Source organism: Pseudoalteromonas sp. S3178 (assembly GCF_005886985.1).
Classification (GTDB): Bacteria; Pseudomonadota; Gammaproteobacteria; order Enterobacterales; family Alteromonadaceae; genus Pseudoalteromonas; species Pseudoalteromonas carrageenovora.
Map to the genome: position 1 here is coordinate 162,543 of NZ_PNCW01000030.1, position 12,850 is coordinate 175,392.

Annotated in this window: 10 protein-coding genes; 4 read left to right on the forward strand and 6 right to left on the reverse strand. The window is 38.9% G+C overall.

Annotated features, from left to right (window positions below):
* Positions 1 to 2: 2 nt before the first annotated feature.
* The 3 genes from CWC11_RS10100 to polA form a co-directional block, all read right to left on the reverse strand.
* Complete coding sequence (locus CWC11_RS10100; RefSeq protein ID WP_138682590.1) at positions 3 to 521, reverse strand: DUF1285 domain-containing protein; 519 nt, start codon at positions 519 to 521, stop codon at positions 3 to 5.
* Positions 518 to 1,105: a YceI family protein gene (locus CWC11_RS10105; protein WP_138682591.1), complete on the reverse strand. Its 588-nt coding sequence runs from the start codon at positions 1,103 to 1,105 to the stop codon at positions 518 to 520. Before CWC11_RS10105 ends, CWC11_RS10100 begins: the two co-directional genes overlap by 4 nt.
* 487 nt (positions 1,106 to 1,592) lie before the next feature.
* Positions 1,593 to 4,328 (reverse strand): DNA polymerase I, encoded by a 2,736-nt coding sequence (polA, locus tag CWC11_RS10110; RefSeq protein ID WP_138682592.1) that lies wholly within the window; start codon positions 4,326 to 4,328, stop codon positions 1,593 to 1,595.
* Positions 4,329 to 4,852: 524 nt separating this feature from the next.
* Here polA and elbB point away from each other — a divergent pair.
* From elbB to CWC11_RS10125, 3 genes are all read left to right on the forward strand, one after another.
* A complete protein-coding gene (elbB, locus tag CWC11_RS10115) occupies positions 4,853 to 5,500 on the forward strand; it encodes an isoprenoid biosynthesis glyoxalase ElbB (protein ID WP_138682593.1) in 648 nt (215 codons plus the stop codon).
* Positions 5,501 to 5,725: 225 nt separating this feature from the next.
* Positions 5,726 to 6,121 carry a c-type cytochrome gene (locus CWC11_RS10120; RefSeq protein WP_058547646.1) on the forward strand — a complete coding sequence of 132 codons (396 nt, stop codon included), beginning with the start codon at positions 5,726 to 5,728 and terminating at the stop codon, positions 6,119 to 6,121.
* A gap of 162 nt (positions 6,122 to 6,283) precedes the next feature.
* Positions 6,284 to 8,851: a diguanylate cyclase domain-containing protein gene (locus CWC11_RS10125; protein ID WP_138682594.1), complete on the forward strand. Its 2,568-nt coding sequence runs from the start codon at positions 6,284 to 6,286 to the stop codon at positions 8,849 to 8,851.
* A 1-nt stretch (position 8,852) separates the two neighbouring features.
* Here the strand turns inward: CWC11_RS10125 and rep are convergent, their stop codons facing one another.
* Complete coding sequence (rep, locus tag CWC11_RS10130; protein WP_058547648.1) at positions 8,853 to 10,871, reverse strand: DNA helicase Rep; 2,019 nt, start codon at positions 10,869 to 10,871, stop codon at positions 8,853 to 8,855.
* A gap of 161 nt (positions 10,872 to 11,032) precedes the next feature.
* Here rep and ubiK point away from each other — a divergent pair, with 161 nt between their 5' ends.
* Positions 11,033 to 11,296: a ubiquinone biosynthesis accessory factor UbiK gene (gene ubiK / locus CWC11_RS10135; protein ID WP_138682595.1), complete on the forward strand. Its 264-nt coding sequence runs from the start codon at positions 11,033 to 11,035 to the stop codon at positions 11,294 to 11,296.
* A gap of 208 nt (positions 11,297 to 11,504) precedes the next feature.
* Here the strand turns inward: ubiK and CWC11_RS10140 are convergent, their stop codons facing one another.
* Positions 11,505 to 12,155, reverse strand: coding sequence for a Rossmann-fold NAD(P)-binding domain-containing protein (locus CWC11_RS10140; protein WP_138682596.1), 651 nt, complete (start codon positions 12,153 to 12,155; stop codon positions 11,505 to 11,507).
* A gap of 8 nt (positions 12,156 to 12,163) precedes the next feature.
* Positions 12,164 to 12,823, reverse strand: a complete 660-nt coding sequence (can, locus tag CWC11_RS10145; RefSeq protein ID WP_058547651.1) for a carbonate dehydratase — start codon at positions 12,821 to 12,823, stop codon at positions 12,164 to 12,166.
* Positions 12,824 to 12,850: the final 27 nt, after the last annotated feature.

Below are 12,850 nucleotides of genomic sequence, written 5' to 3' on the forward strand. Positions count from 1 at the left end.
TGCTAAGAAAGATAAAACTTTTCTCCTGCTGATTTTATATAATAGCCGCGCTTATCTACTGCGGCTATTTCAGCCCACTGGTAAAACACACTTCTATTTATACGTGCACAGCAACCATACGGTAGTTGTAAATAGGGCACGGCTATACCTTTATAGTTTTGTATAGCTAATGGCTGATCAGCACTTATGAGCCATTGCCTAGCAATATTATCTATACAACACAAAACCTTTCCTTGTGCTGTATTTTCAAAACGCCAGTCCACAATTATAAATGGCGCATCTTGCACCTCTATCGCTATTTTTTCGACTGGGGTTTTTAAGTAAAACTGCGTACCTTCTTTACATAAAACACTGGCGAATAGCTTCACCATAGCAATGCGAGTTATCTCACTGCCATCGTAAAACCATTGCCCTTGCTCATCAATAACAATTGGCAGCTCACCACAATGAGTTGGCTGCCAGCTGTTAAACGGTTTGCTTGGCTCGCTTAATTGCTTACTAAGCTGTGCAAGAGAGATCACTGTTTTTTAAGTGTTAGTGCAAATGTAACTGGTACAGCTGTAGCTATTGACGGTAAACCCGCTAATTTTTGTAGCTGCTTAACACCTTCAGTTACGCCAAAATCATCACTATTAATAATAATCGGGGTGAAAGATGACACGCTTAAGTCACCGTTTTGTGAGCTAGTTACTAACACATCAATTTTGAATGGTTTTTTATTTCCATGAAAATCTAGTTCAGCATTAATACCTTTAAGCACATGCTGGCCTGGCTTTTTAACACTACTAAGTTCTTTAGCTAAATCAGCACTTAAAACAGCATTTGGAAATTTACTCGCTTCAAATAATAGTATTGCTAAACGCTCATTACGGATTGGGATAAGCGTTTCTGCAGAGCTTAAGTCGACATTTACGCTAAACTTACCACTATCTGTAAGCATGCCCTCGAGGTTGGTAAAGTGATGAGCCTCAGCAACTGAATCTTTTTTAATTGATACAAAGCTCAATTGGCTTTTATCATTAACAAGCTGCCAATCAGCCTGCGCAACATTAGAAATGACTAAACTTGATAAAGAAAAACCTGCAATAGCTAATGCTTTAAACATAACGCACTCCTTAGTAATAAAAATAATGGAAATAATAGAAATTAAAAATAATAGCACTTTGATGGTATCACCTGCGATGTACCCAAACCACCTCAAAGTAACGAATGGATAACGCGATAAGCAAAATTAATAAAGCTGATTTTTTAGGAGTAGAATAAAAAACGGCCCACCAAAAATATGGCAGGCCGGTATAGCAAACTGGGGAGAAGCTATCAATTTGTTGCACCCTTTCAGATGCATCATCAACAGGATGTCCTACAGGATGAGGACGGACGGGACTTTAACAAAAGAGCACATAAAAATACAATGATATTCCTCAAAAACAGTTCGAATTGACGAACATATAACTATTTAATACAAATAGTTGCTTAAATTAACCTACTTTTAACTAAACTTTGTTCACAGCAAAGCCTAAAATATTATTACGGTTGTTTTTTACAGTCATAAAAAAAGCGCCTAGTGGCGCTTTAGAGTAAATAACTAAGTACTAATGGGCTTGTTCCCAGTTTTCACCTTCATCGGCTTCTACTATTAAAGGCACATCAAGTGTGGCCGCTTGTGACATCAGTTCACAAATTTGTTTTGTGTACGCTTGTGCACAATCCGTTTTAATCTCAAATACCAGTTCATCGTGTACTTGCATAAGTAACTTAATAGTATTTGGTGCTTGCTCGCTTACCCAGCTATGTACACTTAACATTGCTTTTTTAATAATGTCTGCCGCAGTGCCTTGCATTGGTGCATTGATTGCTGCACGTTCAGCACCTTTACGTCGAGCACCATTGCGAGCATTAATCTCAGGTAAATGCAGGCGACGACCAAAAATAGTTTCTACATACCCATTTTCAGCGGCTTTTTCGCGGGTTGTTTCCATGTATTCAAGTACACCAGGGAAACGCTCAAAGTATTTATCAATATAGTGCTGCGCTTCGTGACGTGGCACATCAAGCTGACGCGCTAAACCAAAAGCAGACATTCCATAAATTAAACCAAAGTTTACTGCTTTAGCTTTACGGCGCATATCTGTGGTTACATCATCAAGCTCAACACCAAATACTTCAGCAGCAGTTGCACTGTGAACATCTAAACCGTTTGCAAAGGCATTCAGTAGGCCTTTATCTTGCGATAAGTGCGCCATAATACGCAGCTCAATTTGGCTATAATCGGCAGCTACAATTTTATAACCTTCTGCGGCTATAAAGGCTTCACGAATACGGCGTCCCTCTTCAGAGCGAATTGGTATATTTTGTAAGTTAGGATCGGTTGAGCTTAAACGCCCTGTTGCTGTAACCGCTTGATGATAAGACGTATGCACACGTTGCGTTTTCTCATTGACCATTAACGGTAATTTGTCGGTATACGTTGATTTAAGCTTAGATAATCCACGATGTTCAATTATTACTTTTGGTAATGGATAATCATGGGCAAGCTCTTGCAGTACTTCTTCAGCCGTTGAAGGCGCACCTTTAGGCGTTTTTTTAATAACTGGCAGCTCAAGCTTTTCAAATAATAGAACTTGTAACTGTTTTGGTGAGCTTAGGTTAAATGGTTCGCCTGCTATTTCAAATGCTTCTTTTTCAAGTTCAAGTAAACGTTCACCTAAGCGTTGGCTATGCGCTGCAAGCATATTGCTATCAATTGCTACACCTGTGCGTTCAATATCCGAAATAACATTTACCAAAGGCATTTCTATTTCTTCAAATACCGATTTTAGCTTTTCATCTGCCTCTAGTTTAGGCCACAGCACTTCGTGTAAACGCAGAGTTATATCCGCATCTTCAGCAGCATAAGGTGCGGCTTTTTCAAGCTCAATTTGGTTAAAGGTAAGCTGTTTTTTACCTTTACCAGCAATATCTTCAAAACTAATATTTTTATGGCCTAGGTATTTAAGTGCTAACGAGTCCATATCGTGACGCGTACCCACACTATTAAACACGTACGACTCAAGCATAGTGTCAAACTTAATACCGTTAAGTTCATAACCGGCATTAGCCAGCACACTTTTATCGTACTTAAGATTTTGTCCTACTTTGGCTTTATTTGCATCAGCTAAAATTGGCCCAAGTTTTTGCATTACAAACTCAAGACTTAATTGCTCAGGTGCTCCTGGGTAGTCGTGCGCAACAGGTAAGTAAGCTGCTTCACCCGCTTTTACTGAAAAGCTCATACCGACTAACTGCGCTTGCATATAATCAAGGCTGGTTGTTTCGGTATCAAACGCAAATAACTCAGCACTGTTTAACTGCTCAATAAGCGTATCAAATTGTGATTCGGTTAAAATAGTTTCGTAATGTGCATCTTCAACTTTTGGCAGCTCATTTGCCTCAGTAGGCACATCTAAATATGTATCTGCGGTTTTAGGATCATCCAATAGCTCAGCTAACCAACGACGAAATTCGCATTCACCATATAATGCAATTAACTCATCTTTATTTGGCTCTTGAAGCTTAAAGGTATCAAGATCAGATTCAACCTCAACATCACATTTTATTGTTGCAAGCTCATAACTTAAAGGCAGGTGATCAAGCGCCGTTGCTAACTTTTCACCAATTTTACCTTTAATATCGCCAGCATTATCCATTACACCTTGAAGCGATCCGTATTTTTGAAGCCACTTAACAGCTGTTTTAGGACCGCACCCTTCAACACCCGGTATGTTATCAACCTTGTCGCCCATCAATGCTAAATAATCGATAATTAGCTCTGGACCTACCCCGAATTTTTCTACTACGGTTTGTGGGTCTGAAATACTGTCGGTCATGGTATTAATAAGTGTTACATGCTCATTTACAAGCTGAGCCATATCTTTATCACCCGTTGAAACGAGGACATGACGTTTTTGCTCTGATGCTATGCGTGCAAAGGTCCCAATTACATCATCGGCTTCAACACCTTCAATGCTAATAAGCGGAAAACCCATTGCTTTAATAATGCTGTGTATTGGTGCTATTTGCGTACGTAAGTCGTCCGGCATAGGTGGGCGGTTAGCTTTATACTCGCTATACATATCGTTACGAAAGGTTTTACCTTTAGCATCAAACACCACCACCATGTGCGACGGATCATATTGTCTGATCAGGCTTTTAAGCATGTTGATCACACCATAAATAGCCCCAGTAGCCTCACCTTTTGAATTAGTTAAATGCGGCGGAGAATGATAAGCACGAAATAAATATGAAGAGCCATCAACTAAAATTAGTGGGTTTTCGGGGATCTGAGCCATGGTGAATTTGGATCCTAAATACAAAAAATTAAGGTAATTGTAAGCATGCCATAAGGCAGTAAATAAAACGACTGTGAATTATCATCCGTCGTGGTATATAAATTAGAGCAAGCTGTGGATAAGTATGTAGATAACAGCCACAAGCTATTCTTCCGAAGCAATATAAAATGCCTAGAAAATACTTTAACTACTTGTTTTTGTTTAAAAAAGATAATACGAGGTTCTTTTTTTATTATTTTAAACCAATGTGGAAAAAGGTTTTCTAACTGTTACATCCGCTGTTAGTCACTTTGATTATTTGTATCCATTTAAATAACCGGAGGAGTATTCTAGCATAATGGATCAAAGATCATAGCGATCCTTTATAATTTTTTTAAAGGCGAAGTGATCGCAAATGGCATAAACCGCAAAATAGCTTGCGCAGCGAATGCTTTTTATACTAAAAATTTATTTTAGCGAGAAATTTTGGGCATGTTAGACTTCATCCAATCGACTTATAAAAATGATTTAAGGAGCACAAAAGCATGAAAAAAGTAGCCATAATTTTAGCAGGGTCTGGTGTTTTTGATGGTAGCGAAATTAATGAAGCCGTACTTAGCCTTTTGCACATAGCTAAAAATGGTGCTAGTTATCAGTGCTTTGCACCAGATATAACGCAGCATCACACTTTAAACCATATAACGGGTGAAGAAATGCCCGAAACTCGTAATGTACTTGTAGAAGCTGCACGTATTGCCAGAGGCGATATAAAAGCGCTGAAAGAATTAGACGTACAACAATTTGATGCGCTAATTGTTCCGGGTGGTTTTGGAGCGGCAAAAAACTTATGTGACTTTGCTATTAACGGTACAAATGCCACTATCAACACTGAAGTACTTGAAGCGGGTAAAGCATTTGCAAAAGCAAAAAAACCGGCTGGTTATATGTGTATAGCGCCAGCTTTGATCCCCTTTATTTATGAAGGTGCTTCACTTACTATCGGTACTGATGAAGACACAGCAAATGCATTAACTTCACTTGGCGCTAAGCATGTAAACTGTGCAGTTGATGATATTGTAATTGATCAAGCAAATAAATTAGTAACCACTCCTGCTTATATGCTTGCGCAATCGCTTGTTGAAGCCGATTCAGGGATCGAAAAGCTTGTACGCTGCGTATTGTCGTTGGACTAATTTAAAGTGACCGCGCTTGTAATGTAGCTAATTAACTTTGTTTATTTACTTTGCAAAGTAACGTTAATTTTTAAATTTTATTGCGTTAACGCAAAAATTAGCCAGTTTTATTAATAAAATAGTCTCTTAGCGTTTTATAAATTGCTTCAGAGAGTTATAATCGGTTTAATTTCCGTCATCTATAATCGTGATTGATCACGTTCAAATCGAAGTGAGCAAGGCAAAATGAAAAAACTAACAGCTGCAGTATTAGTAATGCTAGCAACCACCGCATACGCACAGCCATATGATAAATCTATGACTGAAGATGCAATTAAAAAACGTCTCGCGCCGGTTGGTGCTGTATACCTTGAAGGCGACAAAGCAGCAGTTGCTGCTGAGCCAACAGGCCCACGTTCAGGTGAGCAAGTATACCAAGGTGCTTGTTTTGCATGTCATGGTACTGGTGCATTAGGCGCGCCTAAATCAGCTGATGATTGGGCCCCACGTATAGCTAAAGGTAAAGACACTTTACTTGAGCATGCACTTAATGGTTTTAATGCAATGCCTCCTAAAGGTACTTGTATGGATTGTTCTGATGACGAGATTAGCGCTGCTATCGATTTCATGACATCTAAGTAAACATATTTAGTTATGTAAAAAGGCTTACCCTAGGTAGGCCTTTTTTAATGCCTTTTTAAGGCTTTTAGCCGCATTTTTACCACAATAGCTACTTGACCCGTCCCCTTAAAAGTGAAATTATAAGAGCAATAACTATACAATAAAAACAGTCGGTCAACGTCATTGGAAGATAAACCCAATGTACCGAGTAAATTAGCGCACCAAAATAAAAAGCTCAAAGCGCTATTAGAAAAGTACAAGCAATCTCACCATCTGCAAAGTGCCCTGATACAATTATCAGAGCAAGCGAGTACTGTTGCCGAGCTAACCCTACTTTATCCTGCCATCCACGATATATTGCAAAAATATGTACCGAGTAAAAGCTTTTATGTCGTGCTTTCTAATTCGTATAACAACTCATTGGAACTATCTTATTTTTCAGATGAGAAAGACGGTATTGCTGTAGCTCTCAACCAATCAAATAGTTTTGATGAGGGGGCTACGGGTTATGTGTTTAAGCAAGGTAAAACCGCTTATTTTACAAAAAAACAAATGCAACAAGCCGCAGCAGATGGCTTATTTAAAGCACTAGGTACACCTGCGGAGCATTGGGTAGGCGTTCCGGTTTATCAAGAAAAAAATATTATTGGCGTACTTGCCGCACAAAGCTACGATACCCAACAAGGGTATAGCTCAGGGCAAATACAGCTCTTAGAAGTTATGTCACTTTATTTAGCAACGGCAATTGAGCGTGTAAAAAAACGTGAGTTACTTGAATCAGAAGTAAAAATTCGTACCCGTGCACTTACGCAAAGTAATGATGCATTGAATATTGAAGTAGAGCAGAGAAAGCGCGCGCTACAACGACAACAAATATTATTTAAAATTTCTGAACTTGCCACACAAGCAAAAAACCTTGATGACGCTTACGTTCAAATACATCAAATAATAAAAACCATTACCTATGCCGACAATTTATATATCGCGCTATATAACAAAGAAAGCGGTTGGATAGACTTTCCCTATTACGCTGATGAGTTTAGAGATGTAGCAAAGCCTCGACGTTTTGCTAAAGGTTATAGCGAGTTAGTAATTAGCACTGAGCAAACGCAGCTCATACACCCTTGTAGAGCTAAGGAGCTATTAAAAAGCGGCGTTGTACAGCGCTCAGCCCCCGTACCTTTAGAGCAAAAAGCAACGAGTTGGCTAGGTGCTCCTCTTAAAACATCACAAGGTGTAATAGGCTTAATAGTTTGCCAAGCATATAATAATAAACATATTTTTAGCCAAGACGATTGTGAACTAATTACCTTTGTATCGCATCAAATTGCTGCTGTTTTACAAACTAAGCTTGCCAATCAAGCAATTGAAAAAAGTCACCAAGAGCTTGAGTTTAGAGTTAGCGAAAAAACAAAAGAGCTTCAGCAAGCTAATCTGCACTTACAAATGCAAATAGATGAACGTAAAAAAATTGAGCAACAACTTTATCACGATGCTCATCACGACTCGTTAACCGGCTTACCTAACCGCAGCTTATTTTTAACGCAACTAGAGAAAACACTGCAACACTATCAGCGTTTTCCCGATCATCATTTTGCAGTTTTATTTATTGATTTAGATAAATTTAAAGATATAAACGATCAGTTAGGACACCAAGCTGGCGATCAGTTTTTAATAAGCGTAGGTGATTTATTTGCGCATTGTATACGTGAACACGATTTACTAGCGCGCTTAGGTGGCGATGAGTTTGTTATTTTATTAACCCACTTAACTGAGCCACAGCAAGCTGAAGACGTTGCTAATCGTATTATTGATATAATGAAAAAACCATTTTGTAGCAAAGGTACGTGTATACAAAGTGGCGCAAGTATTGGTGTGACCTTTTCACAACCACAATATACTCACACCGATGAAATTATCCGTGATGCTGATGCCGCCATGTATTATGCTAAAAATTCAGGTCGTGACCGCTACGAGCTGTTTCATCCATTATTAACTCAATCAATTCCTACACAAGAATCGCAAACACTTCATCATCTAGACCTACTGCCAATGCATTTTAGAAGCAGCGAAATTATTACGCTTAATGAGCAATTTCAATCAGAGTCTTTATTTGAAGCCTTTGGTGAACACCCCGTCTTAGGTTGCACTAGTTTTGATATTTTGAAAAAGTTTGCAACAGATAAAGATCAGCACGTACAAGTTGAATTAGAATTGTTGCAGCAGGCCTATTCACAAGCACTCAGTGCCAATGTAGCAATGGCACTAGTGCCATGTTCAAGTAATTTACTTGAACAGTTAGAGTTTATTGTTTTTACCGATGTATTAAATAAACAACAAGGCTTAAGCCAGCTTTGCTTGTTATTTGATGAGCAAGAAATTCGCCATGCTAGTGCAACACAAATAGAAAACCTTAAAAAGTTACCTCAGTTAGGGTTTTCTATTGGGCTGAATAACTTTGCTAAAGATAGATGCGAGCTAAACTTACTAACCGATATAAATTTCGATTACTTACTGCTTAGCTCCACATTTAGTAAACGTGTTTTACAACAAGATAGCGTTGATTTACAGCTACAAGGTGTACTAGCAATTACCAAACTTAAGAATATGAAAGTAATTGCTAAAGGCCCATCTATACTTAATTTTAGAGCCCTATTAGATAAGCACGGACTAGCCTTTTTCGTAGGTAAGCAACACACGCTCACACATGCACAAAGCATATCTGCGGTGTCTCAATCGCAGCTAAGTTAAGCTACTCTGGCTTTTTAAGCATAGCCCGTAAGTTTGCAACACGAGCTTGGCCTTTTTCCATTCGTTCAGCTTGAGTGTTGGGCGCTTTTTTGTTCTCAAATGCTAAATCGTCTTGTGGTAACTCTTGTACAAACCGGCTTAACTCTGTTTGTGATGTTTCTCCAAACTGACGACGTATTTTTGCATACGTTAGTGTCAACTCTTGCTGCGCTCGAGTAATACCTACATACGCTAGGCGGCGCTCTTCGTCTACGTTATCTTCATCAATACTGACTTGGTGTGGTAAAAGCCCCTCTTCCATGCCAACCATAAACACATACGGATACTCTAAGCCTTTTGATGCATGTAGAGTAAGTAGTTGCACTGCATCTGACTCATCTTCTTCTTCGTTGCGCTCAAGCATATCGCGAAGGGTTAGCTTGCTTACAACTTCAGCGAGCGTCATCGGCTCGTTATCAGCATCGCCGGTGAGCATATCGGTGATCCATCGATACAATTCAGAAACGTTCTTCATTCGCATTTCAGCCGCTTTTGCACTCGGTGATGACTCATACAGGTAAGCTTCGTAGTTTATGTTGCGAACCAAATCTTTAACGGCTTCGAGTGTATCGCTGCGCACTGCATTGTCAGATAGCTCTACCACCCAGCGAGCAAATCCCGAAAGCGCATTTAAGCCACGGCCTTTAAGTCTGTAGCCTAAGTCGTTATCAAAACAGGTGGCAAATAAACTTTGGTGTTTTTCGTTTGCAAGCGTTCCTAACTTTTCAAGGGTTACCGTGCCTATTTCACGACGCGGCGTATTAACAATGCGTAAAAATGCGTTATCGTCATCCTGGTTAACTAGCAAACGTAGATACGCCATAATATCTTTGATTTCTGAGCGAGAGAAAAACGACATTCCACCGCTTATTTTATAGGGTATACGGTTGCTCATTAATGATTTTTCAAAACCACGAGCCTGATGATTCCCGCGATACAAAATAGCGTAATCTTTATAACTCGTCCGTTTCATAAACTTATGAGATATGATCTCTGCAACTACACGCTCCGACTCATGCTCTTCATCACGACAACCAATTACTTTAATGGGTTCGCCGTAACCTAACTCACTAAATAACTTCTTTTCAATATCGTGTGGGTTATTTGCAATAAGTATATTTGCCGATTTAAGAATTCGTTGTGCACTACGATAATTTTGCTCAAGCTTTATGAGTCTAAGGCCAGGGTAGTCTTTACTTAAAAGGATTAAGTTCTGCGGCCTTGCACCACGCCATGAGTAAATAGATTGGTCATCATCACCTACCACAGTAAAGCGTGCGCGCTCACCAACAAGTAACTTAACAAGCTGATATTGGCTGGTGTTGGTATCTTGATACTCATCCACCAGCAAGTACTTAAAGCGTTGTTGCCATCGCTCTCGAGAAGTCTCGTTATTGGTAAGTAATAACGTTGGGATCATAATAAGATCATCAAAATCTAATGCGTTATAGGCACGTAGCTGAATTTGATAACGCGCATATAACTGCGCAAATAAAGACTGCTGTGCATCGCGTGCCTCACGCACTGCTTGCTCTGGTAAAATGAGTTCATTTTTCCAATTGCCTATTTGCATTTTTAATAGCTTGAGTAAGTCTTTATCGTTTTTTAATTCGTCTTCAGTTAAATCGTTTAAAAGCTGGTTAGTGTCTTGATCATCAAATAGCGAAAAGCCCTCTTTAAAGCCTAACGTTTTTAACTCTTTTTTTATTATTTCAAGGCCTAAGGTATGAAACGTCGATACCCATAATCCTTTTGCCTCTTGCTTATTAAGCGTTTGTAACACGCGCTCACGCATCTCTTTAGCGGCTTTATTTGTAAACGTTACAGCAGCAATATTTCGCGCTTTGTATTCACATTGTTGTACCAAGTAAGCAATTTTATTTGTTATAACACGGGTTTTACCAGAGCCTGCGCCAGCTAACACTAAGCATGGACCACTAATATATTTTACTGCTTCATCTTGTTTAGGATTGAGTTTCATAACGACCAAAGAGATTTAAAAGACGCGCAATTTTAACGTAACCACCACAGCAGGCAAAGCAATTGCCTTAATTAATTCGATAAAGATGATCATGTGTTAAATACACTGGGTATAAGGTAATATGAGTTATTATCATTTTAGGCAAGGCCGAAGGGACAATTATGATCAACCCAGCAAAACTTGAAGAAATTGCAAAGCAAATTACAAGCAATATGCCACAAGGTGTAAAAAATTTAGCGGACACACTTGAAGGTAAAACTAAGCAAGTTTTACAAAACAAGCTTGCTGAAATGGACTTTGTAAGCCGTGAAGAATTTGATGTGCAAAGCCAAGTGCTAATTCGTACTCGCGAAAAACTGACAGAATTAGAAGCAAAAGTTGCCCTACTTGAGCAGCAGCTAAGTGCTAAAACAGACGCTGAATAATTAATACCAACCTGCATAAATCTTTGATCAATTTAACGAATTAAATTGCACTTTAACGTCGTTAAAAATTTTTTATTTAGAACAACTAAATACAAAAATTTTTGCCTAGTTCTAGCGTAATTTTCTTAACGTTAAATAGACCTCATATATAAGCAGATTGATATAAGCGTAAAAATACACAAGGCAGCTTAGGCTGCCTTGTGTATTTTTAGCTATATTTAAATAACTCATCGAGCACGTAATACGATAACGCAGCTTGCTGCTCAATGCTCACCGTATGCATTTTTTGCGCAACTTGTTTGCCCGTAATTGGCTTATAACGTTTTAAAAAAGGCAGCATTGTAATAACCGGAAAAATATAACTCCCTATTTTTTCGGCCACTCTAAATTGTTTACGCTCACCTAATAACAACGATGGCTGAAAAATACTGCACTTAGCAAAATTAAGCTGCTTAACTTGAACTTCAAGCGCTCCTTTCATTTTTAAGTATGCGCTACGACTGTGTGCATTAGCCCCGCTTGAAGAAACTAAGCAGTAATGGGGAATATTGTTATTTGCAGCTAATTGCGCCGCTATAAATTGATAATCAAAATCGACTTTACGCTGCTCAGCTACTGAACCCGCTTGTTTAAGCGTAGTACCTAAGCAAGAGAAAAAAACATCGCCTTTAATGAGTTCTGAATATTGAGTCAGTTTATCAAAATCAATCACATGGTTTACTAATTTAACATGTGAAATAGCTAAATCACGACGGCTTAAAGTCACTACCTTTAAGTAATGTTCACTACTTAGTAGCTTATGCAGTAGCTCATTGCCCACTAAGCCTGTAGCACCTATTAAAACCGCCGTTTTAGCCATGCGCTAAGTTACTCACAGCCCGCTTTTTTAAAAACGTGCTGTACCGCTCTTTTATAACTTTCAGTTTCTTCTGCGGCGCAAGTTACAACAGCTTCTAAGTCATGTAAGTGGCCATTTTCAAGGCCGTAAACCCAACCATGAATCGTCAAGTCTTGCCCTTTTTCCCATGCGTCTTGCACTATGTTGGTTCTACACACATTGCGCACTTGTTCTATTACATTAAGCTCAATAAGACGGCTCAAGCGCTGTGTTTCATCCATAGCATTAAGATGCTCAAGGTGTTTTTCTTTCACGTCACCTACGTGGCGAAGCCAGTTGTCAATAAAGCCAAATTTAGCATCGTTTAATACAGCTTGTACGCCACCACAACCATAATGGCCTACCACCATAATATGTTTTACTTTTAACACTTCAACTGCGTATTGCATTACAGATAAACAGTTATGATCGGTGTGCACTACAACGTTTGCTACGTTGCGGTGTACGAATAACTCACCGGGTAATAAATCAACTATTTGGTTTGCAGGAACACGAGAATCTGAGCAACCAATCCATAGGTATTCTGGGTTTTGTTGCATTGATAAAATTTTAAAAAACTCAGGATCTGCTTCACTTGTGCGTTTAGCCCAGCGTTTATTGTTTTCGAATAAATTCTTTAACTTTCTCATTGCATCTCTTATTAAGTCGAGGACAGG